Raw genomic sequence first — 21,787 nt, 5'->3', positions numbered from 1 at the left:
TGCGGCGGCCCCATGAAGATCATTCGATTCCACACCGTTATTGCGGCCGTCGCCCTCATCGCCTGCCCCCCTTCCGCCGCTTCGGCGGCGCCCGCCAAAGCTGACCCGCCAGTCACCGAGGCGCAGCTTGCCGCGCATATCAAGGCGCTGGCCGATGATGCGTTCGAAGGCCGGGCGCCGGGGAGCGATGGCGAGGACCGCACCATCGCCTATATCGTCGGCGAATGGGCGAAAGCCGGACTAGAAGCGGTGCCGGGCAGCGCGACGCCATGGTTGCAGCCGGTGCCGTTCGTCGAGAGCAAGGCGGTCGCAGGCAGCGCCAAGTTCAAGGTGCATGGCCGCGATTTCAAGTTGGAGAATGATGGCATCATTCTGACCGGACGCGACGCGTCGGTCGCGCTGACCAATGTTTCGGCAATCTTTGTGGGTTACGGCGTCGATGGCGCGGGCAAGGTTAACGCCGACGTCACCGGCAAGCTCGCGATTATGTTGTTCGACAATGCGCCGTTCGGCGACAAACTGCCGCGCTATCGCGAACGGCGGCAGATGCTCGCTGACGCGGGCGCTGCGGCGGTGCTGGTGATCGCGACCGACGCGTTGCCCTGGGCGCAGTTGCGCGACAGCGCCGGCAGCGCCGCGGTGCGACTGGCCGACGCCCAGCCCGGCGCGCCGGTGAGCGGCTTCCTGTCGCTCGAATCCGCCGACGCGCTGTTGAAGAAGGCGGGGCAGGATGGTGCGGCGACGCGTGAGGCAGCTAAGTCGCCCGACTATCGCGGCATTGTGTTGCCGGTGACCGCCGATCTCGCCACCCAATCGGCAGTCCGACCCTTCGTTAGCAACAATGTCATCGCCAAGCTGCCCGGCGCCAAGCCCGACGGCAAAGCCGTGCTGTTCCTCGGCCATTGGGACCATCTCGGTATCTGCGGCAAGGACGGCGAGGCCGATCGCATTTGCAACGGCGCGGTCGACAATGCGAGCGGCATCGCGGTGCTGATCGAGGTGGCCAAGCGGCTGGCGTCGGGCCGCCGTCCCGATCGTGACATTTATTTCCTCGCCACGACGGCGGAAGAAAAAGGTCTGCTCGGCGCGCGATATTTTGCCGATCATCCGGTTGTGCCACTCACCGACATCACCGTCGCGCTCAATATCGACACCATCGCCATCTCACCGCGCGGCACCCCGGTCGCGACGATCGGTCGCGGCAAGCCCGCCTACGACGCGGTCGTTCGCGCCGCTGCGACCAAGCTTGGCCGCACGCTCGACGAAGATGGCGACGCCGATGCCTTCATCCAGCGACAGGACGGCTGGGCGCTTGGCGCCAAGGGCGTGACGTCGCTCATGGTCGGCGGCAGTTTTTCGGACATGCCGCTACTGGAGGCATTTTTGAGCAGCGACTATCACGGCCCAAACGACAATTTCAGCGACAAGATCCCGCTCGGCGGAGCGGCGCAAGATGCCGATCTGCATGTCATGCTGGGGCGGGCGTTTGCCGATGTGAAGGCGTGGCCGGGGAAGTAACTTTCCACATCGTCATTGCGAGCCAAGCGAAGCAATCCAGAGCGGTTTACGCAAACTCTGGATTGCCGCGTCGCTTCGCTCCTCGCAATGCAGAGGCTAGTTTTACGCCGCTTGCTTCGCCCGCTCCGACATTTCCTGATTGAGCATCTCGGCCAGCAGGAACGCCAGTTCCAGCGACTGCCCCGCGTTCAACCGCGGGTCGCAATGCGTGTGGTACCGATCGGCGAGGTCCATCTGCGTCACGTCCATCGCACCGCCGGTGCATTCGGTGACATTCTGCCCGGTCATCTCGATATGGATGCCGCCGCCATGCGTGCCCTCGGCGCGGTGGACGGCGAAGAAGCCGCGCACTTCGGCCAGGATGCGCTCGAACGGGCGCGTCTTGTACCCGTTGTTCGTCTTGATGACATTGCCGTGCATCGGGTCGCACGACCAGACGACAGGATGCCCCGATTCCTTCACCGCGCGGACCAGCTTGGGCAGATGCGCCTCGATTTTGTCATGGCCATAGCGGGTGATCAGCGTCATGCGGCCGGGCACCCGGTTCGGGTTTAGCGTATCGAGCAGGCGCAGCAGCACGTCAGGTTCGAGGCTCGGTCCGCACTTCATGCCGACCGGATTGCCGATACCCCGCAAATATTCGATATGGGCCGACCCTTCGAAGCGGGTGCGATCGCCGACCCACAGGAAATGACCCGAGGTGTCGTACCAGCCGCCGGTCAGGCTGTCCTGCCGCGTCAGCGCCTGCTCATAGGGGAGCAACAGCGCCTCGTGGCTGGTGTAGAAGCTGGTGCCTTTGATCTGCGGCACCGTCTCCGGCGTCACGCCGCAAGCTTCCATGAAGGCAAGGGCTTCGGAAATGCGGCCTGCTGTTTCCTGATATTTTTTCGCCCATGGACTGCGGTCCATGAAGTCGTGCGTCCAGGCATTGACCTGACGCAGATTTGCATAGCCGCCGTTCGCAAAGGCGCGCAGCAGGTTCAGCGTTGCCGCCGACTGGTTATACGCCTTGACCATGCGCTGCGGGTCGGGCTCGCGGCCGGCATCCTCGAACGCGATGTCGTTGATGATGTCGCCGCGATAGCTCGGCAGCGACACGCCTTCGATATCTTCCATATCGGCCGAGCGCGGCTTGGCGAACTGGCCCGCCATGCGGCCGAGCTTCACCACGGGCATTTTGGACGCGAAGGTCAGGACAACCGCCATCTGGAGCAGCACGCGGAAAGTGTCGCGAATATTGTTGGGATGAAATTCGGCAAAGCTTTCGGCGCAGTCGCCGCCCTGGAGCAGGAACGCTTTGCCCTCGGCGACGCGGCCGAGGTCAGCGGTCAGATCGCGCGCCTCGCCGGCGAACACCAGAGGCGGATAATTGCTGAGTTCGCGTTCCGCCGCCGCGAGCGCATCGGCGTCGCGATAGGTGGGGAGTTGGCGGACCTCGTGCGAGCGCCAGCTATGCGGTTGCCAGTTTTTCGTCATCAGCCTGTTCTTCTATGTTCAATCTGGGCGCCGCCATGGCGCTAATGTCGGTCGGACGCAATGCACGCCATCCCGCGAACGATAAAATTAGCATTTTCGTGACGTTTGCGCACCTATACTTTTCTTGGGGACCAAAAACTGATAGTTTGTTTCAGCGTTTTGAAATGTAGCCAGTGCATCCAAGGCATCTGGATATCGGCGACGTTATACATCCAGCGACCTGATCTTGGGTCTCCACGCGAAGCGATCGGCTATGGCGAATTTCGAGTCCGCATGGTTTGTATATGGGGCATTGCTGTTGCTGCTGGCGACCAGCTTTGTCGTGCGCATCGATTATGTCCGGATCGGGCTGGCCGCGGCGGCGCTGGTGGCAGTGCCGCTGGTGCTGTTCCGCGAACCCGATGTCGGCTATGGGATGTTGGTGCTGGCGATCCTGGTCGTCAACATCGGCATTTTGGCGCGTTTGTGGCTGCGCGAGAATAAAGTCAGTTTTTCAACTGAGGAAGAGGCGCTTCGGCGCGAGCATTTCGGCGCCCTCAACCCCGTTGCAGCACGCGGCCTGATTGATCAGGGCCACTGGATTACGGCGCGCCGCGGCGAGATTTTGATCCGCGAAAACCAGGCAGCCCCCAGTTTGTTCTACCTCGCCGAAGGGCAGGCGGCGATCCAGCGCGACGGCGTCGAGGTCGGCAAATTGATCGACGGCGCGCTGATTGGCGAGGCGACGGTGCTCGACGGCACGCATGCGACCGGCACGGTGCTGCTGGGCAGCAACGCGCGGTTGTGGTTTGTGCCGGCGGCAGCGCTTCGCGCGTATCTGGCGGCGAACCCCGCGATCGCGAGCGCGCTGCATGAGGGCTTCGCGCGCGCGCTACGCGGCAAACTGGCGAGCGCGAACACGCGGCTGGCCGATCGGGCGCCGATCGTTTGACCATATTTGCGATCGCACGCCTCGAACTTGTCATCGCTGCCTGCTAATCGCCGCGTCATGACAATGATTCTCTACGGCATTTCGAATTGCGACACGGTGAAAAAGGCGCGGCGCTGGCTTGACGAGCAGGGCGTGGCGTATCGCTTTCACGACGTTCGCAAGGATGGGCTCGACGCGGCTATGCTGCAAAGCTGGATCGATGCGCTAGGCTGGGAAAGGCTGCTCAACAAGGCGGGAACGACCTTCCGCAAGCTGCCCGAAGCACAGAAAGGCGGCCTCGACACAGCATCGGCCAAAGCGCTGATGCTTGACCAGCCCGCGATGATCCGCCGCCCCGTCGTCAAAACCGCCGACGGGATCTGCGTCGGCTTTTCGCCCGCTGACTGGCAGGCGCGTTTTGCGGCATGATCCGATGGATGGCGGCCTTGCTGGCCCTGACGCTGCCCGCCGGTTGCTCCGCTGACCCGATGACCGCGCGATCGACCCTCGACGGCCAGCCGCCGATCGTCATCGCGCACCGCGGTGCGTCAGGCGAACGGCCCGAGCACACGATTGCCGCCTACCGCCTCGCGATCGAGCAGGGTGCTGACTTTATCGAACCCGACCTGGTGCTGACCAAGGACGGCGTGCTGGTGGCTCGGCACGAGAATGAAATTTCTGAGACCACCGACGTCGCCGATCGCCCCGAATTTGCCGATCGCAAGACGACCAAGACGATCGACGGCGGCAAGGCGACCGGCTGGTTCACCGAAGACTTCACGCTCGCCGAATTAAAGACCCTTCGCGCCCGCGAGCGGCTGCCGAAGCTGCGCTCGACCGATTATGATGATCAGTTCGAAATTCCGACCTTCGAAGAAATCCTGACGATACTGACCGAGGTAAACCGGGGACGCGAAAAGCCGGTCGGAATCTATCCCGAAACCAAGCACCCGAGCTATTTCGCATCGATCGGCCTGCCGCACGAAGCGCCGCTGCTCGCGCTGCTCGACCGCTTTGGTTATCGCGGACGCAACGCGCCAGTCTATATTCAGAGCTTCGAAGTGCGGAACCTGATGGACCTGCGCGCCAAAAGCGATCTGCCGCTGATCCAGCTGTTGGACGCCGAAGGCGGACCGCCCGACATGCCCGAAACCAGTTATGCCGCCATGACGTCGCCCGCGGGCCTCAAGTCCGTCGCATCCTATGCCGATGGGATCGGCCCCAACAAGGCGATGGTGATCCCGCGCGGGGCGCTGGGATCGCTGGCCGAACCGACCAGCCTAGTCCGCGACGCCCATGCCGCGGGGCTGAAAGTGCATCCGTGGACGTTTCGCCGCGAGAATTATTTTCTGCCGCTTGGCGACAAGGGCGGGGTGAACCCGGCGGGGCATGGCGATCTGGGAGCCGAGATCGCAGCATACTTGCGCACCGGGATCGACGGATTGTTCAGCGATAACCCGCGCGAGGCGGTGACGGCGGTCAGAAAACCGGTAGAGCCATAAGTGCAAACCCGGCCCGACGCCCCCGGGGAGAGGCGTGGGCCGTACCGCGCGGCGGCGCGGTCGTTAAACCGTTCCGGTTTCCCATTGGAACACCGCGTCGAGCGGCTTGCCGAAAACATGCGCGATGCGGAACGCGACCTCGAGCGAAGGGGAATATTTGCCCTGCTCAATCGCTGCGATCGTCTGCCGCGTCACGCCCACCCGGTTGCCAAGGTCGCCTTGCGTCATTTCGCCCGCCAGAAAGCGCAGCGTGCGGATGTCGTTGGTGAAAGGGAGCGCCACGTCAAATGCCCCGGCGATAGCGCCACAGCTGTGCCCCAACGCGCACCAGCTCGGCCAGAACCACCGTTGCCAAAAGCAGGTTGAGCATGATCGCCGGGCTGACCTGATTGAACGCAGCGACGATGTTGGCGTATACGCCCAGCACCAGCGGGTAATAGGCCAAATGCGTGCCGAACTGATGGATATGCTGTTCACGCTCGTCAGCCTTCAGGCTTGCGTCTGCGGGCGCGCGTGCGGCGATGACGCCGACGACGATACTCATCATCAGAATGATCGCCAATGTGACCACCACCAGCATCCCGCCCGCGGCGCCCATGCCCGCGTTGCTATGCGACAGCGCCCATGGATAGCTCAGAAAATACCAGCCGAATGCGAGCGCGATGGCGATGAACGCGACCCAATGCGTTTTTTCCCGAAATGACATGACATGCTTTCCATTGTTAGTCCTGATACACTTTGTGTAAAAAATATATAACATTGAGTCAAGTGCAGATCACATTGAGATGCTTTCCGCCTTTTGTCCGCTCCGATTAGTCGCTAGGCCACCGCCCCATGTCCACCCTGCCCAAAACGCTCACCTTCGACACCTCGACCAGCCGCGCGAACCCGACGCCGCAGCCGATGAAGCGCCTGACGGTGCCGCGCATCCGCCAGCGCAAAGGCGGTGAGCCGATCGTAATGCTGACCGCTTACACCGTTCGCATGGCGCAGCTGCTCGACCCGCATTGCGATATGCTGCTCGTTGGCGATTCGCTGGGGCAGGTGATTTACGGCCTGCCGCATACGGTCGGAGTGACGATGGAAATGATGGCGCTGCACGGCGCCGCGGTGGTGCGCGGCAGCTATCATGCCGCGGTCATCGTCGACATGCCGTTCGGAAGCTATGAAGCGAGCCCCGAACAGGCGTTCACCAACGCTGCCCATCTGCTCAAGGAAACCGGCGCCGCGGCGGTGAAACTCGAGGGCGGGCGGGCCCTGGCCCCGACGATCGAATTCCTGACCCAGCGTGGCATTCCGGTGATGGGGCATGTCGGGCTGACGCCGCAGGCGGTCAATATCCTTGGCGGCTACGGCGTGCGCGGCAAGAGCGAGGAAGAGGCCAAGGCGATCGTCGACGATTCGATCGCGGTGGCACAGGCCGGCGCCTTTTCGCTGGTGATCGAGGGCGTGCTCGAATCGATCGCGATCGAGGTGACGAGCAAGGTCGCTTGCCCGACGATCGGCATCGGTGCATCGGCGCAATGCGACGGACAGGTGCTGGTCACCGAGGACATGCTGGGCATGTTCGAGCGCGTCCCGAAATTCGTCAAACGCTATCAGGACATGGCTGGCGTCGTCAGCGGCGCGGTCAAGGAATATGCCGAGCAGGTCAGGTCTCGTTCATTCCCGACCGAGGATCAGATCTACGCTGGCTGACGCGAGCGTTTGGCAAGGTTCGGGCCAAGTGAATCGCTTGGCCTTTTTCCGCACCGTCGCTAAGGAAGCCGCGGCGGGATATATGCCCAAAGCCCTGAATGATAAATGGAGGTTTGATTGGCCCTGAGCCCGACCAACGATGCCGCGCTGTTGCAGGAAGTCGATGAAGCGGTCCGCAAGGACCGGCTCGATACGATCATGCAGCGCTATGGCCGGTGGATCATCGGCGGCGTGCTGGCTGCCTTGCTGGCGTTCGGCGGCTATCTGTACTGGAACCATCGTCAGGATGTGGCTCGTGGTGAACAGGCCGAGGAACTGATCGCGACGTTCGAGAAACTCTCGACGAACCAACCCCGCGCCGCGGCCACCGACCTCGAGAAAATCGCTGCCGGCGGCGATCCCGCCTATCGCGCTGCCGCGGTTATGCAGCAGGCCAATGCCAAGGCGCAGGCCGGCGACCTGAAGGCCGCTGCCGCGCTCATGGCGAAAGTCGCTGCGGATACCAAGCTCGACCAGGCGCTGCGCGATCTGGCGCTGATCCGCCAGACCGCCTTCGAATATGACAGCCTGAAGCCCGAAGCCGTGATTGCGCGCATGAAGCCGCTGGTCGATGCCAACGATCCCGTTTCGAGCTGGTTCGCCAGCGCCGCCGAACTATCGGCGACCGCCCATTATCAGCTCGGCCAATATGATCAGGCGGGCGCCCTTTACGGCCGCATCGCCAAGCTGCCCGGCGTCGCCAAATCACTGCAATCGCGCTCGGTGCAGATGGCGGGCATGCTCGGCGTCGATGCCGTCGCCGATCGCGCCGATGAAAGCGCCGCCAAGGACCAGACAGGCAATGCCGCGTCGAAAGCAGCGGCAGCCGCCCCAGTTGAGAAAGCCAATTAATATGCGGAAGACGCGTTTAGGAATGACCGCAGCACTGCTGGCGCTGTCGCTTGCAGGTTGCGGCGTGTTCAAAGGCGATGGTGGACCGAAGACGCCGACGATCGGTGATCGCGTGTCGATTCTGTCGAACGATGCCAGCATCAAGGTCGATCCGGCCACCGCCGCGATTGCCGTCGTCCTACCCGAACCCGCGGTCAACGCGGCCTGGGCACAGTCGGGCGGCAACGCGTCGAAATCAATGGGTCACCCGGCGCTGGCCGCGACGCGTAGCAAGCTGTGGCAGGGCAATATCGCCGGCAGCACCAACAAGCAGCGCCTCGCCGCGTCGCCAGTGATCGCCGACAACCGTCTGTTCGCCGTCGGCACCGATGCCGTCGTGACCGCGCTGGCCGCCGACACCGGCGCGCCGTTGTGGCGAACCGCAATCGGCAGCACGGGCAAGGATTTCAAGGATTCGCTGTTCGGCGGCGGCGCGGGGGTCGACGGATCGGTCGTTTATGCGACCAGCGGTGCGGGTGACGTTGCGGCGCTGAATGTCGCCGACGGATCGGTGATCTGGAAGGTCAAACCCGCGGGGCCGCTGCGCGGCGCCCCGACAATCGCCTTTGGCGGTGTCTATGTGATCACCCAGGACAATCAGATTATCGCACTCAACGCTGCCAATGGCGCTGTTCTGTGGCAGGCGACGGCGTCACTCGAACCCGGCAGCGTGTTCGGCGCGGCATCGCCCGCGGCGGGGCAGGGGACGATCGTCGCCGGCTTCTCGTCGGGCGAGGTTCAGGCCTATCGGTACGAAAACGGCCGCGATCTTTGGGAAGACGCGCTGGCGCGCACCTCGATGGCGTTGTCGGTTTCGACGCTCACCGACGTTGATGCCGATCCGGTCGTCGACAATGGCCGCGTCTTCGCGCTGGGTCAGGGTGGCCGCATGGCGAGCTATGAACTGCTGACCGGTCAGCGCACCTGGGAAATCTCGATCGCGGGCATCTCGACGCCTTATGTCGTCGGCGAGTGGGTTTATGCGATGACCGACGACGGCAAATTGCTGTGCGTCGCGCGCACGTCGGGCAAGGTGCGCTGGCTTCAGCAGCTCGCGCGCTTTCGCGTCGAAACCGAAAAGAAGAAAAAGGATCCCATTCGTTGGACCGGACCGATTCTGGCGGGTGGCCGCCTGATCGCGGTTAACAGCGAGGGGATCATGGCGGAATATTCGCCGACCGACGGTACGCTGCTCGGATCGACTGAATTCAAATCGTCGCTGTCACAGGCGCCGGTGGTGGCGAACAATATTTTGTATATTTTGGCGGATGACGGGCAGATCACGGCCTGGCGCTGATTAGATAGGGACGGTCCCTATTCATTAGGGACTGTCCCTATTTATTAAAGGAATCAACGATGTCGCGATTCGCGACGATAGCCATTGTTGGCCGCCCGAATGTGGGCAAATCGACGCTGTTCAACCGGTTGGTCGGCAAGCGTCTCGCGCTGGTCGACGACCAGCCCGGGGTGACGCGCGACCGGCGTGAAGGCGACGCCAATCTGCTCGGGCTGGAATTTCGCATTGTCGATACTGCTGGTTTCGAAGATCAGGACGCCGCGACCCTGCCCGGGCGGATGCGCGTCCAGACCGAAAAGGCGGTGCGCGAGGCCGATGCCGCTTTGTTCATGATCGACGGCCGCGCCGGCGTCGTCCCGCTCGACGAAGAAATCGCGCGCTGGCTGCGCAGCGAGGACACCCCGATCATCCTGGTGGTCAACAAGGCCGAGGGCAAGCAGGGCGAAAACGGCCTGATGGAATCCTATTCGCTCGGCTTTGACAATCCGGTCGCGCTCAGCGCCGAGCATGGCGACGGGATGGTCGACCTGTTCGACCTGCTGCGCCCGATCGTCGAGCCGTTCGATGAGATCGAGAAGGAGGTTGCCGCCGCGTCCGACGATGAGGATGCGCCGCTTGGCCCGATGAAGCTGGCGATTGTCGGCCGCCCGAACGCGGGCAAATCGACGCTGATCAACCGGATGATCGGTGAGGACCGCCTGATTACCGGACCCGAGGCGGGAATTACCCGCGATTCGATCCGCGTCGACTGGAAATGGGAAGACGACGGCGAGGTTCACGAAATCCAGCTGTTCGACACCGCAGGAATGCGCAAGCGCGCCAAGGTGCAGGACAAGCTGGAGAAAATGTCGGTTGCCGACGCGCTCCACGCGGTCGATTTCGCCGAAGTTGTCGTCCTGCTGCTCGATGCGACCAAAGGGCTGGAATCGCAGGATCTGCATATCGCCGACCGCGTGCTGCAGGAAGGCCGCGCGCTGGTTGTCGCACTCAACAAATGGGACGTCGCCGAAGAGCCGTCGTCGCTGTTCAATGGCGTGCGAGGCGCGCTTGAGGACGGGCTCAGCCAGGTCAAGGGCGTGCCGGTACTGACGATTTCCGGCGCGACCGGCAAAGGCATCGATACGCTGGTGCGTGTTGCCTTCGAACAGCGCGCGATCTGGACCAATCGCGTCTCGACATCGACGCTCAATCGCTGGTTCGAGCGCGCGGTCGATGCCAATCCTCCGCCCGCCCCCGGCGGTAAACGCATCAAGCTGCGTTACATCACCCAGGCGCGCACGCGCCCGCCGACCTTTGTTGTGTTCGGAACGCGAACCGACTCGTTGCCCGGCAGCTATGAACGCTATCTGGTCAACGGCATGCGCAAGGAATTGGGGTTCCAGGGTGTACCGGTGCGTCTCAACTTCCGCAATTCGCGCAATCCCTATGACGAATGAGGTGTCGACGCTGGTCGTCGACGCTCGCGGGATGCGCTGCCCCTGGCCCGCGCTCCGGCTGGCGCGCGCGTTGCGCGATGCCGCTGATGTGCTGCTGATCGCCGACGATCCGCAGGCGGGGCGCGAAGTCGCGGCGCTGGCTACCGAACATGGCTGGTTGGTCGAGGCGGAAACCGCGGCGGATAACGCGGGCCGCTGGCGCGTGCGTCGCTGACCCAAATTGGGGCGGCTTTGCTGACAAGCGCCGTGCGTCGTAACGTCTTTTTTACCGAACTTGGGCATGCATCGGTTGGGACCACGACCAACTTTGCACACCAAGGGACATTACATTGGACGAAATCCTGGTCGATTGGGATGAATTCCGCGCTACGCGCACCCAATTGGGCGCCGCGTTCGTGCGGATTCTCGGCTATTTTCGCGAAGACGGCACCAAGTCGGTGGCGGCGATCGAAGAGGCGATGCGCGCCCGCGATGCAGGCGGCATGGTGATGCCGGCGCACACGTTGAAAAGCGAAGCGCGCCAGTTTGGTGGTGAAAAGCTCGGCGCGGTCGCCGAAGACATTGAAATGTTCGCCCGCCACTGCGTCGAAAGCCAGGTCAGCCCCGAAGAATATCTGCCGCGCGTCGTCGAATTGCGGCGGTTGTTTGAGGAAACGCTGGGAGCGCTCGAGCGTGAGGCCAATCCGCTCGTTCAGCGCCGCCCGGCTGGGTTTGGCCGCGCGGTCGGGTATTAAGCCACCGGAATTTTCCGCATTGGTTGAACCTGCCAGCGCGAAAGACTCCGCCACAGCCATTCGAGCGGCCCATATTGGAAGCGTTCGAGCCACGGTTTGGACCACAATAGCATCGCCGCCCACATGCCGAAGCAGAACAGGTAAAGCGCAGCGCGTCCCACACTGCCGAAAAGTCCCAGCCCATATCCGTAGAAGATCGTGGTCATGATAATCGAGGTGACCAGGTAGTTGGTGAACGCCATGCGGCCGGTTGCCGCGAGCCGCGCGCGTAGCGCTTCGTTCGCCTTCACCTTGATCAGCCACATGATCAGCGCCGCCCAACCGATCGTCATCACGATGTCGAACGGCGCAGACAGCGACAGCGACGCGCCGAACGTCGATACCGCGCTGAACCCACTGCGGACCTGATAGAGCGCGAGCGCCACCAGCGGCGGCACGGCGAACAGGAAACAGCGCAGCGCCCACTTGCGATAGCGCGCGGCCTCCCAGTCGCCGGTCAGCATTCGCGATTTGAACAACGCCATGCCGACCAGCATCAGCCCCATCGTTTCCCACAGGAACATCAGCACCATGACGAACGGCTCGGTCAGCATGTTTCCGGTGCGGTGCGCGACAATGTTGGCATAGCTGCCCAGATAGATCGCCATTTCCTTGGCGTAGCCGGTGGCGCCCGGGCCCATCTCGGCATTCATCTCGGCAAGGCCGGCGCTCAATTTCGAAGCCATTTCGGCGGGCATTTTGCCCGCTTCGGTCAGCGCCATCGTCGCCCAGCCGAGCGCGAGGAAGCCGATTCCGACGACGAAAAACGCTATGGCCCAGATCGTCAGAGCCTTCACCGACAGGTTGCGGAACGCGAACAACAGCAGGCCGCACATCGCATAAAGAAACAGGATGTCGCCGAACCAGATGAGGTAGAAGTGCAGCAGGCCAAAGATGCCCAGCCAGACCATCCGCGAAAAATGCGCACCCGCCGCATTGCGGTTCCCGCTGGTCGCGCTTTCGATGACGAGCAAGGTACTCGCCCCGAACAGCATCGAAAACAGGCCGCGCATCTTGGAATCGATCAGCACGAAATTGACGAACCAGGTGCCAAGGTCGATCCCGCTCACCGGCCCCCCCGCGACCGGGTTCGAATAAGCGGCGAAGGGGAGGGCGAACGCAGCGATGTTCATCGCCAATATGCCCATCACCGCAACCCCCCGAATGGCATCGAGGCTTTCGTATCGGGCTGTGGTCACGGTCTACTCCCCCTTTGCGCAAGCGGCAGAGCTATCCCGCGGGTTCGGTAGCGTCGAGCGCTTTCTCATGTCGACGATCAACGCACTATTGACATATATGTCAGTAGTGCTAGTGCGATTCCACACCCTGATTCGCATGAGACCCGCCATGACCCCGCCCATCTTCTCTCATCCCGACCGCAAGATGCCGACGTTTCGGCCATTCAAGGCGCTGTCGCATTTCCGCAAGCTGATCAAGGACAAGGAAGACACCGAACAGGTGTTCCACATCTTTGAAAGCCTGCCGCGCAAGGGCTTCATGGACGATGCGCGCGCCTTCGTCGAAAGCGACAAGGGGAGGCAGCTGATGGCGAGCGAGCCCTATCTGCCCGACCTGCTCGACGATCATGCCTGGATTGACCAGCTGCCCGAAGGCAGCGTCGGCCACGCCTATGTCACCTTCATGCGCCGCGAGGGCCTGTCGGCCGCTGGCCTCGTCGCCGAAGCCGACAAAATGGGTCGTCCCAAATTTGACGATCAGGTGCAATGGTATGCCAATCGCCTGCGCGACACGCACGACCTGTTCCACATCCTGACCGGCTATGGCCGCGACGCGCTCGGCGAACAGTGCGTGCTCGGCTTCACCTATGGCCAGACGGGCAATTACGGCAATTTCTTCATCGCCTATGCTGGCGGCTACGAAGTGAAGCGCGGGGTGAAAGCTGACGCCCCCGTGTTCGGCGCGATCCGGCAGGGCCAGCGCCATGGCAAGGCATCGCAGGCGATCATCGAGCAGGATATCCGCGCGCTGCTCGCCGAACCGCTCGAAGCCGCGCGTGCGCGGCTCGGGATTGGCGAGCCGACGCTGTATCATGAAGCGCATCGCGCTTACCGCAACCGCGGAATCGATCCGTATAATTTCCTCGCGGCAAAACAGGCGATGGCGGCCTGAACCTTTGATCCTCCCATCGCTACGCGACGGGGAGGAACTATTTTAGCCTCGCGATCAGCGCCTGCGCGGCTGCCGGGTTGCGGACCTTTGCGCCGGAAATGAAGAATATGTAGACGTCGCGGTCGCCTTTCGCCCAATCGCGGGCTTGATCGGCCCAATGGTCGAGCGCCTTGTCGTCATAGCCGGTTTCGATATCCTCCTGCGATCGCTGGAGCCGCGCGTAGGTGAAGTCGGCGGTCTGTTCGTCGATGCACGGAAATTCGTCGCTGTCGGCGTAAACGACCGCCATGTTGCGCTCGCGCAGCATGTCAACGAACGCCGGATCGCGGAAGCTTTCGTCGCGAACCTCGATCGCGTGGCGCAGTGGCAGGCCGTCCTGGCTGTCGGGGAGCAGGTCGAGGAAGCCCGCAAAATCGTGGGGCACGAACTTCTTCGTCGCCATGAATTGCCAGTGGATCGGGCCGAGGCGGTCGCCGAGGCGGGTGATGCCTTGGGCCAGGAACTTCTCGATCGATGCGGCGCCTTCGGCGAGGATCTTGCGGTTGGTGGCGAAGCGCGACGCCTTGACGCTGAACTGCAAGTTGTCTGGGACCGATGCGGCCCAATTGGCGAAGGTTTGGGGTTTCTGGCTGCCATAATAGGTGCCGTTGATCTCGATCCCGGTCAGCCGCTTACCCGCATATTCGAGCTCGCGCTTTTGAGCGAGGCCCGCGGGGTAAAAGGGACCGCGCCACGGTTCGAAGGTCCAGCCGCCGATGCCGATATGGATGCTCATGACTTCATTCCTCCACCCGCAAGCCTTGTCTCGTCATTGCGAGGAACCAAAGGCGACGCAGCAATCTTGTGCTGTCGTCTTGAATGGACGGTTGCGGGAGATTGCTTCGCTACACTCGCGATGACGAACTAGGTGAGCGCCGCGTCGGCTCCCATCAGCGTCGGGAAAAACCCCTCATGCGCTTCGCGAAGTTCGTCGAGCGTGACCTGATGATCGCTGCCCTCCAGCTCAAAGACAATGCGGTCCTTGATCGTGCGGCCAAGCGGATCGACGGGCACGTCGGCACGGCCCGCGGCGTCGAGGAAGTCAGCGAGGCAGGTGTCGCAGACGGTGACGAGGTACAGCCCCTGATCCTCGCCGAAGAAGCTTTCGGCGATACCGAAGGGCTGTTCTTCGCTGACCAGCACACCGATGTTCGATTTGAGTGCCATTTCGGCGAGCGTCACTGCGATGCCGCCGTCGGACACGTCATGGCAGGCGGTGATCCAGCCAGCGGTGATCGCATGTCGGATGAAGTCGCCGGTGCGCTTTTCGCAGCGCAGGTTCACCTCGGGAGGCGGGCCTTCTTCGCGGCCCAATATTTCGCGCAGCCAGATCGACTGGCCGAGATGGCCGGCGCGTTCGCCGACCGCGAGCACGATGTCGCCGGTGCGCTTGAAGCCGATGCCGACCGCCTTGCTCAGGTCCTCGATCACGCCGACGCCGCCGATCGCGGGTGTCGGCAGGATCGCGCTGCCGCCGCCGGTCGCCTTGGATTCATTATAGAGGCTGACGTTGCCCGACACGATCGGATAGTCGAGTGCGCGGCACGCCTGCGCCATGCCGTCGAGGCAGCCAACGATCTGGCCCATGATTTCGGGGCGCTGCGGGTTGGCGAAGTTCAGGCAGTTGGTGATCGCGAGCGGGGTTGCGCCGACCGCGCTGATGTTGCGCCAGGTTTCGGCGACCGCCTGCTTGCCACCCTCGACCGGGTCGGCGTAGCAATAACGTGGGGTGCAGTCGGTCGAGATCGCGAGCGCCCGGTTGGTGCCGTGGATGCGGACAAGCGCGGCGTCGCCGCCCGTCTGCACCGTATCGGCGCCGACCTGGCTGTCATATTGCTCCCAGATCCAGCGGCGGCTCGCGATGTCGGGGGTGCCCATCAAGGTCTTGAGATCGGCCGCGATGTCCTTCGTCTCAGGGAGGTTCGTCAGCGCGGCTGGCTTCGGCGTCGGCACATGCGGCCGGTCGTAGAGCGGCGCGTCGTCGGCGAGCGGGGCGAGCGGGATGTCGCAGACGATCTCGCCATGATGTTCGAGCACCATGCGGCCGGTGTCGGTGACGGTGCCGATGACCGCGAAGTCGAGTTCCCATTTGTGGAAGATCGCTGCGGCGAAATCCTCACGGCCGGGCTTGAGCACCATGAGCATGCGTTCTTGGCTTTCCGACAGCATCATCTCATACGCCGTCATGCCGGTTTCGCGCTGCGGCACATCGTCCATCTTGAGATGGAGGCCGACGCCGCCCTTCGACGCCATTTCGACCGACGAAGACGTGAGGCCCGCGGCGCCCATGTCCTGGATCGCGACGATCGCGTCCGACGCCATCAGTTCGAGGCACGCCTCGATCAGCAGTTTTTCGGTGAAGGGGTCGCCGACCTGCACCGTCGGGCGCTTTTCCTCGGCATCCTCGCCGAAATCGGCCGACGCCATCGTCGCGCCGTGGATGCCGTCGCGGCCGGTCTTCGAGCCGACATAGACGATCGGATTGCCGACGCCGCTCGCGGCCGAATAGAAGATCTTGTCCTGTTCGGCGATGCCGACGGTCATCGCGTTGACGAGGATGTTGCCGTCATAGGCCTTGTGGAAATTGACCTCGCCGCCGACCGTCGGGACGCCGACGCAATTGCCATAGCCGCCGATGCCGTGAACGACGCCCGAGATCAGATGCTTCATCTTCGGATGGTCAGGGCGGCCGAAGCGCAGCGCGTTGAGGTTCGCGACGGGGCGGGCGCCCATCGTGAAGACGTCGCGCAGGATGCCGCCGACCCCGGTCGCCGCGCCCTGATAGGGCTCGATGTACGACGGGTGGTTGTGGCTCTCCATCTTGAAGATCGCGGCGAGCTTCTTGCCGCCGGCGCCTTCGCCGATGTCGATGACGCCGGCATTTTCGCCGGGGCCGCAGATCACCCACGGCGCCTCGGTCGGCAGCTTTTTCAAATGGAGGCGCGAGCTTTTGTAGCTGCAATGCTCGGACCACATGACCGAGAAGATGCCGAGCTCGACGAGGTTCGGCTCGCGCCCAATCGCGTGCAGGACGCGCTCATATTCCTCGGGCGACAGGCCATGGTCGGCAACGACCTGAGGGGTGATGACGGAGGCGGGCGCGGTTGCGGTCTGAGTCATGGCGCGCCTTTAGCGATGTAGGCGCAAAACGAACAGACCCCATGATGCGAAAAGCACCATGGGGTCTGCAGTCGGAGAGGGTATCAGCGCGAGGCGAGGGTGGTCGCGGGCTTGGCGAGCGGCTCGACGTCGCGGAGCGGGAAGCTCACCTGCTGCGAGCCGACGGTACCGCGCACGCGGTGGGTACCGACGCGCAGTGTAAACGGTTTGCCGGTGCGTTCCTCGACGCCGCTGATGACGCGGACGTCACCAACCTGGGTGACGGTGTAGCTGTAGCTGCTGCCCTGATGCTCGAACCGCTGCGTTGCGGCCTCCTCAGCGTGGGCAATGAACGGAACCGCGGCGAACAGCGTCAGGACGGGGAGAATGATCTTCTTCATGATGCAAGTCCTTGTTTGTGAGAACAAAACTCGCCTTTACGCCCCTCTCCCTTGTGCAGCGCAGCATGATTGGCCGCGCGCTGCACGGCAATTGCAAAAAGCGGAATCGTTATTGTCGGAAGTGAAGCGGGCCTAAGCGGCGCGCGGCATCAGGGTCAGCACCAGCCACGCCGCCGCGCCCGCGGCAAATCCGGTCGCGAGCGTCCCCCACGCAATGTCGAGCAGCGTCACCTTGGTCGACCAGATTTTCATCGTCGCATGGTTGGTAAGGTCATAGGTCATATAACAAAAGAAGCCGAACATCGCGCCCCACTGCGCCGCGACCTGCCATTTTCCTGCCGCCAGCGCGGGCGCAACAGCAAAAATCTGGATTCCGAGCATATAGAGCGCGTAAAAAATCAGTGCCGGGGCGGGGCGCCAGCCGTCCAACAACAACGCGCCGATTTCGGGGCGATAGACTTTGACCAACATCGTGCGAAGCCAAAGCGCGTCGATGATGCCGAAGATGAGCGCAGTGGCGACGTAGGCGCCGATGGTTTGCAGGGTCAAGGCGAGGCTCCCATGGCGACCGTCCGACGAATGTCCTGGCCGATTATTAGGACAGCAGCGTAGGCACACATGGTGCGACGTCAAGCTTGACCGCAAGGGGGCGAAAGGGCCAAAGCAGGGCCATGACGGACACCCCCGACGCTGCTGCTGCCCCTGCCCCCGACCCTGCTATCGCCGCGCTATCGTTCGAAGCGGCGATGGGCGAGCTCGAGACGATCGTGCGGCGGCTGGAAAGCGGCGATGTCAGCCTGGAAGAATCGGTCGCGCTCTATGAACGCGGCCATGCGCTGCGCGGGCATTGCGAAGCGCGGCTCGCCGCCGCACAGGCGCGGATCGAGCAAGTGAGCCTGGGCGCCGATGGGCGGCCGACGGGAACCACTCCCTTCGGCGAAAGCTGATCGCATCATGACGGCGGCGAGCGATAATATTTCGGGCGGAACGCAGTTGCTGCTGAACACGCAGGCCGAGGTGATGGCGGGCATCGACCGGCTGTTCGACCAGCTGTTGCCCGTCCCCAAAGACCCGCGGGCACCGCTCTACGAAGCGATGCGCCACGCCGCGATCGCGGGAGGCAAGCGGTTGCGCCCTCTGCTCGTCCGCGCGGCGGGCGATCTGTTTCATGTCGATCGTGGACTGAGCCTGCGCGTCGGCGCGGCGGTCGAGGCGATGCACGTTTATTCGTTGATCCACGACGATCTGCCGTGCATGGACGATGACGATTTGCGCCGCGGCAAGCCGACCGTGCACAAGGCGTTCGACGAGGCGACCGCGGTGCTCGCGGGCGATTCGCTCCACGCGCTGGCGTTTGAGTGGCTGTGCGATCCGGCGACGAGCAGCGATCCGTTCGTACGCGGCGAATTGTGCGGCGAGCTCGCGCGCGCGGCGGGACCGGCGGGCATGGCGGGCGGCCAGATGATGGACCTTGCTGCCGAAACGTCGAACTTCGACCTGCCGACGGTGACGCGGCTGCAACAGCTCAAGACCGGGGCGCTGATCGCCTTTTCGGTTGAGGCCGGCGCGATCCTGGCGCGTATCCCGCCCGAGGGGCGCACCGCGCTGCGCGCCTATGCGCGCGATATTGGCCTCGCGTTCCAGATTGCCGACGACATCATGGATGTCGAGGGCGACGAGGCGCTCGCGGGCAAGGCGCTGCACAAGGATGAAGCTGCGGGCAAAGGTACCTTTGTCACGCTGATGGGACTCGAACGCGCGCGTGGCCAGGCGACCGCGCTGGTTGATCAGGCGATCGGGCATCTGGCGAGTTTTGGCGACGAAGCAACGCTGCTGCGCGCCATTGCGCGCTATGTGGTGGAAAGGGACCGTTGATGCGCATTGGGGTTTATCCCGGAACCTTTGACCCGATCACGCTGGGGCATATGGACATCATCCGCCGCGGCGCGAAGCTGGTCGACCGGCTGGTCATCGGCGTCACCACGAACATCACCAAATCACCTTTGTTCGAAGATGACGAGCGGATCGAGATGGTCCGCGGTGAAGTCGCGGCACTGGGCGGCGACATTCGCGTCGTCGGCTTCAACTCGCTGCTGATGGATTTTGCCGAGCGCGAAGGTGCGGGCATGATCGTGCGCGGTCTACGTGCGGTTGCCGACTTCGAATATGAATATCAGATGGCGGGGATGAATCAGCAGCTCAACGATCGTATCGAGACGGTGTTCCTGATGGCCGACGTCGGCCTGCAACCGATCGCGTCGCGGCTGGTCAAGGAAATCGCGATCTTTGGCGGCGACATCCATAAATTCGTGACGCCTTCGGTGCGCGATGCTGTCGTGGCGCGCATCGCCGAACATGGGCTGCTGCAAGGCGATCGCTGATACCGATCATTGAGCGTTCAGCTTTTTCCCGCTAGGGCGCGCCAGTCGGGGCGCAAATCCTGTTTACTTATCAGAGGCCGATCCAGCATGATTTTTTCCTTCCGCCCCATGATTCTCGCGGCGATGGCGTTCGGTCTCGCGGCTGCGGCCGTCGCGCAGGAGGCACCGCCCGCGCCGAACCCGATGCCAGAGACCGCGCAGCCCGCGTTGCCGATCGAGGCACCCCCGCCGCCGGTCGAAGCCCCGCCCGCCGCAGAAACGCCCATCGCCGCGCCAGCTGCCGCGGAAACCCCGGTGGTTCCTGCGATGACGCCCGACCAGTACATCAATAACCCGGAATTTATGCTCAACCTCGACCTTTCGACGGGCGGCCGGGTGGTAATCCAGCTCTATCCAAACGTCGCGCCCGGCCATGTCGAGCGACTGAAGCAGCTCACGCGCGCGGGCTTTTACGACGGGATCAAGTTCCACCGCGTAATCGACGGGTTCATGGCACAGACCGGCGACCCGACCGCGACCGGACAGGGTGGTTCGCAGCTCCCCGACCTGAAGGCCGAATTCAACGTGACTCCACATTTGCGCGGCACATTGTCGATGGCGCGCGCCGAAAGCGAAGATAGCGCCAACAGCCAGTTCTTCATCATGCTCCAGCCGCGTTTCGCACTCGACCGCCGTTATACCGCGTTCGGGCGGGTGGTATCGGGGATGCAATATGTCGATGCGATCCAGAAGGGCGAACCCCCCGCGGTGATGTCGCGCATCGTTCAGCTGGCGGTTGTCGCTGACAACAAGCCGATGCCGCCGGTGTCGACGCTGGTCGAAGCGGTACCCGCTCCTGCGCCCGCCGCCGAGGTCACCGTCGACCAGCTCAACGCGCCGATCGGGCAGTAAGCGCGGAGGCGCGCCCGAAAGCCATGCGCGTCGACGCCTTCGATTTTGACCTGCCCAACGAACGGATCGCGCTGCGGCCAGCGCGACCGCGCGATACGGCGCGGATGCTCGTGGTCGACGGCGAAACCATCATCGATGCGGGGGTCGGCGACCTGCCTGCGTGGCTGCGGCCCGGCGACTGTCTGGTGTTCAACGATACCCGCGTGATCCCGGCCCAACTAGAGGGGTGGAGGGGCGACGCAAAAATCGGCGCGACGCTGCATAAGCGGATCGACCTGCGCCGCTGGCAAGCGTTCGTTCGCAACGCTAAACGGCTGCGGGTGGGCGAGACGGTCGATTTCGGCGCCAATGTTTTGGCGCTGGCCGAGGAACGACTGGCCGATGGCAGCTTTATCCTGAGCTTTGCAGGTGACGAGCCGGTCGACGTCCTGCTCGAACGCGCAGGCACGATGCCGCTACCGCCTTATATCGCTGGCAAGCGCCCCACCGATGACGACGACCGCGCCGATTACCAGACGATGTTTGCGCGCGAAGATGGTGCTGTCGCCGCGCCGACCGCGGCGCTGCATTTCACGCCCAGCCTGCTCGCCGCGCTTGGAGCCGCGGGCGTCACCACCGAGACACTGACCTTGCACGTCGGCGCCGGCACGTTCCTGCCGGTCAAGGCCGATGACACCAAAGACCATGTGATGCACGCCGAATGGGGGCGGATCGACGCCGACACCGCGGCGCGGCTCAACGCCGTGCGTTTCGCTGGCGGCCGGATCATCGCGGTCGGCACCACCAGCCTGCGCTTGCTGGAAAGCGCGGCGCAGGATGACGGCACGATTGCGCCCTTCGCCGGCGACACCGCGATCTTCATCACCCCCGGTTACCGGTTCAAGGCGATCGACGGTCTAATGACCAATTTCCACCTGCCGCGCTCGACGCTGTTCATGTTGGTCAGTGCGCTGATGGGACTGGAGACGATGCAGGCGGCATACGCCCACGCCATCGCCAACGATTACCGTTTTTACAGCTATGGTGATGCCAGCTTGCTGCTGCCCGATTACTCGGCTTGAGCAATGCCGCGCGGGTTAAATCTCGATGATGATTTTGACGTTGTCGGCGCTGACGTCGGCGGCGTCGGCAAGCTGCGCTTTGGCGCGCGCGACCACGTCGAGGGCGTTTCGGTTCGTCGATCCCAAGCAGTTCGGTGGCCTCTGCACCAAGCAGCGCTGCACGCGTATCGATTCATCAGCCTTGGGCCGTGCCTCAACCTCTTTCCACGCCGGGATGGAAGGTTCGCTAACGCCTGAATCGGCGG

General features: G+C 63.3%; 24 protein-coding genes. 16 read left to right on the top strand and 8 right to left on the bottom strand.

The genetic code is table 11. From position 1 onward, the window contains the following. The first annotated feature begins 12 nt into the window (after positions 1-12). Positions 13-1,518: a M28 family peptidase gene (locus IPF76_RS01615; RefSeq protein WP_293838729.1), complete on the top strand. Its 1,506-nt coding sequence runs from the start codon at positions 13-15 to the stop codon at positions 1,516-1,518. A 102-nt stretch (positions 1,519-1,620) separates the two neighbouring features. On the opposite strand, the gene IPF76_RS01610 is transcribed toward IPF76_RS01615, so the two are convergent. After that, entirely contained in the window at positions 1,621-2,994 is a 1,374-nt protein-coding gene (locus tag IPF76_RS01610; RefSeq protein ID WP_293838727.1) for a class II 3-deoxy-7-phosphoheptulonate synthase, read from the bottom strand. Between the two features lie 253 nt (positions 2,995-3,247). On the opposite strand from IPF76_RS01610, the gene IPF76_RS01605 reads away from it, so the two are divergent. The 3 genes from IPF76_RS01605 to IPF76_RS01595 are packed head-to-tail and all read left to right on the top strand — an operon-like array spanning position 3,248 to position 5,406. After that, on the top strand, positions 3,248-3,925 hold the full coding sequence (locus IPF76_RS01605) for a cyclic nucleotide-binding domain-containing protein (RefSeq protein ID WP_293838724.1): 678 nt from the start codon (positions 3,248-3,250) through the stop codon (positions 3,923-3,925). Between the two features lie 57 nt (positions 3,926-3,982). Further along, positions 3,983-4,333 carry an ArsC family reductase gene (locus tag IPF76_RS01600; protein WP_293838721.1) on the top strand — a complete coding sequence of 117 codons (351 nt, stop codon included), beginning with the start codon at positions 3,983-3,985 and terminating at the stop codon, positions 4,331-4,333. Further along, on the top strand, positions 4,330-5,406 hold the full coding sequence (locus tag IPF76_RS01595; RefSeq protein WP_293838718.1) for a glycerophosphodiester phosphodiesterase: 1,077 nt from the start codon (positions 4,330-4,332) through the stop codon (positions 5,404-5,406). The genes IPF76_RS01600 and IPF76_RS01595 overlap by 4 nt, the downstream gene beginning before the upstream one ends. A gap of 63 nt (positions 5,407-5,469) precedes the next feature. Here IPF76_RS01595 and IPF76_RS01590 read toward each other — a convergent pair whose 3' ends face one another. Further along, positions 5,470-5,688 carry a helix-turn-helix transcriptional regulator gene (locus tag IPF76_RS01590; protein WP_293838715.1) on the bottom strand — a complete coding sequence of 73 codons (219 nt, stop codon included), beginning with the start codon at positions 5,686-5,688 and terminating at the stop codon, positions 5,470-5,472. Between the two features lies 1 nt (position 5,689). Next, on the bottom strand, positions 5,690-6,112 hold the full coding sequence (locus tag IPF76_RS01585; RefSeq protein ID WP_293838712.1) for a hypothetical protein: 423 nt from the start codon (positions 6,110-6,112) through the stop codon (positions 5,690-5,692). 128 nt (positions 6,113-6,240) lie between these two features. Between IPF76_RS01585 and panB the strand changes: the two genes are divergently transcribed. The 6 genes from panB (at position 6,241) to IPF76_RS01555 (ending at position 11,501) form a co-directional block, all read left to right on the top strand. Next, positions 6,241-7,104: a 3-methyl-2-oxobutanoate hydroxymethyltransferase gene (gene panB, locus IPF76_RS01580; protein WP_293838709.1), complete on the top strand. Its 864-nt coding sequence runs from the start codon at positions 6,241-6,243 to the stop codon at positions 7,102-7,104. A gap of 117 nt (positions 7,105-7,221) precedes the next feature. Continuing rightward, on the top strand, positions 7,222-7,995 hold the full coding sequence (locus tag IPF76_RS01575) for a tetratricopeptide repeat protein (protein ID WP_293838706.1): 774 nt from the start codon (positions 7,222-7,224) through the stop codon (positions 7,993-7,995). Position 7,996: 1 nt separating this feature from the next. Further along, positions 7,997-9,331 carry a PQQ-binding-like beta-propeller repeat protein gene (locus tag IPF76_RS01570; protein ID WP_293838703.1) on the top strand — a complete coding sequence of 445 codons (1,335 nt, stop codon included), beginning with the start codon at positions 7,997-7,999 and terminating at the stop codon, positions 9,329-9,331. A 59-nt stretch (positions 9,332-9,390) separates the two neighbouring features. Beyond that, complete coding sequence (gene der / locus IPF76_RS01565) at positions 9,391-10,767, top strand: ribosome biogenesis GTPase Der (RefSeq protein ID WP_293838700.1); 1,377 nt, start codon at positions 9,391-9,393, stop codon at positions 10,765-10,767. After that, a complete protein-coding gene (locus IPF76_RS01560) occupies positions 10,757-10,981 on the top strand; it encodes a sulfurtransferase TusA family protein (RefSeq protein WP_293838696.1) in 225 nt (74 codons plus the stop codon). Before der ends, IPF76_RS01560 begins: the two co-directional genes overlap by 11 nt. A gap of 115 nt (positions 10,982-11,096) precedes the next feature. After that, a complete protein-coding gene (locus IPF76_RS01555; RefSeq protein ID WP_293838693.1) occupies positions 11,097-11,501 on the top strand; it encodes an Hpt domain-containing protein in 405 nt (134 codons plus the stop codon). On the opposite strand, the gene IPF76_RS01550 is transcribed toward IPF76_RS01555, so the two are convergent. Continuing rightward, on the bottom strand, positions 11,498-12,739 hold the full coding sequence (locus IPF76_RS01550; RefSeq protein WP_293838690.1) for a DUF418 domain-containing protein: 1,242 nt from the start codon (positions 12,737-12,739) through the stop codon (positions 11,498-11,500). The genes IPF76_RS01555 and IPF76_RS01550 overlap by 4 nt on opposite strands. A gap of 148 nt (positions 12,740-12,887) precedes the next feature. On the opposite strand from IPF76_RS01550, the gene IPF76_RS01545 reads away from it, so the two are divergent. Then, positions 12,888-13,670: a Coq4 family protein gene (locus tag IPF76_RS01545; protein WP_293838688.1), complete on the top strand. Its 783-nt coding sequence runs from the start codon at positions 12,888-12,890 to the stop codon at positions 13,668-13,670. Positions 13,671-13,707: 37 nt separating this feature from the next. Here the strand turns inward: IPF76_RS01545 and IPF76_RS01540 are convergent, their stop codons facing one another. From IPF76_RS01540 to IPF76_RS01525, 4 genes are all read right to left on the bottom strand, one after another. Continuing rightward, positions 13,708-14,445, bottom strand: a complete 738-nt coding sequence (locus IPF76_RS01540; RefSeq protein WP_293838686.1) for a DUF72 domain-containing protein — start codon at positions 14,443-14,445, stop codon at positions 13,708-13,710. A 128-nt stretch (positions 14,446-14,573) separates the two neighbouring features. Then, a complete protein-coding gene (gene purL / locus IPF76_RS01535; RefSeq protein ID WP_293838684.1) occupies positions 14,574-16,829 on the bottom strand; it encodes a phosphoribosylformylglycinamidine synthase subunit PurL in 2,256 nt (751 codons plus the stop codon). A gap of 83 nt (positions 16,830-16,912) precedes the next feature. Beyond that, positions 16,913-17,209 carry a hypothetical protein gene (locus IPF76_RS01530; protein ID WP_293838682.1) on the bottom strand — a complete coding sequence of 99 codons (297 nt, stop codon included), beginning with the start codon at positions 17,207-17,209 and terminating at the stop codon, positions 16,913-16,915. 132 nt (positions 17,210-17,341) lie between these two features. Beyond that, positions 17,342-17,758, bottom strand: coding sequence for a DUF2177 family protein (locus IPF76_RS01525; RefSeq protein WP_293838680.1), 417 nt, complete (start codon positions 17,756-17,758; stop codon positions 17,342-17,344). Positions 17,759-17,880: 122 nt separating this feature from the next. Between IPF76_RS01525 and IPF76_RS01520 the strand changes: the two genes are divergently transcribed. The 5 genes from IPF76_RS01520 (at position 17,881) to queA (ending at position 21,542) form a co-directional block, all read left to right on the top strand. Next, positions 17,881-18,156, top strand: a complete 276-nt coding sequence (locus IPF76_RS01520) for an exodeoxyribonuclease VII small subunit (RefSeq protein WP_293838678.1) — start codon at positions 17,881-17,883, stop codon at positions 18,154-18,156. A 7-nt stretch (positions 18,157-18,163) separates the two neighbouring features. Next, a complete protein-coding gene (locus IPF76_RS01515) occupies positions 18,164-19,084 on the top strand; it encodes a polyprenyl synthetase family protein (protein ID WP_293838676.1) in 921 nt (306 codons plus the stop codon). Beyond that, on the top strand, positions 19,084-19,590 hold the full coding sequence (coaD, locus tag IPF76_RS01510) for a pantetheine-phosphate adenylyltransferase (protein WP_293838674.1): 507 nt from the start codon (positions 19,084-19,086) through the stop codon (positions 19,588-19,590). Before IPF76_RS01515 ends, coaD begins: the two co-directional genes overlap by 1 nt. Positions 19,591-19,677: 87 nt before the next feature. Beyond that, positions 19,678-20,481 carry a peptidylprolyl isomerase gene (locus tag IPF76_RS01505; protein ID WP_293838672.1) on the top strand — a complete coding sequence of 268 codons (804 nt, stop codon included), beginning with the start codon at positions 19,678-19,680 and terminating at the stop codon, positions 20,479-20,481. Between the two features lie 23 nt (positions 20,482-20,504). Continuing rightward, the gene (gene queA, locus IPF76_RS01500) at positions 20,505-21,542 is read left to right on the top strand and encodes a tRNA preQ1(34) S-adenosylmethionine ribosyltransferase-isomerase QueA (RefSeq protein WP_293838671.1); all 1,038 of its coding nucleotides are present in this window, start codon (positions 20,505-20,507) and stop codon (positions 21,540-21,542) included. The last annotated feature ends 245 nt before the right edge of the window (positions 21,543-21,787 follow it).

The organism is Sphingopyxis sp. (assembly GCF_016704835.1).
In the GTDB taxonomy this organism is placed as follows: domain Bacteria; phylum Pseudomonadota; class Alphaproteobacteria; order Sphingomonadales; family Sphingomonadaceae; genus Sphingopyxis.
Note: the sequence above shows the minus strand (reverse complement) of the source record. Positions and strands in the feature narration are given on the sequence as shown.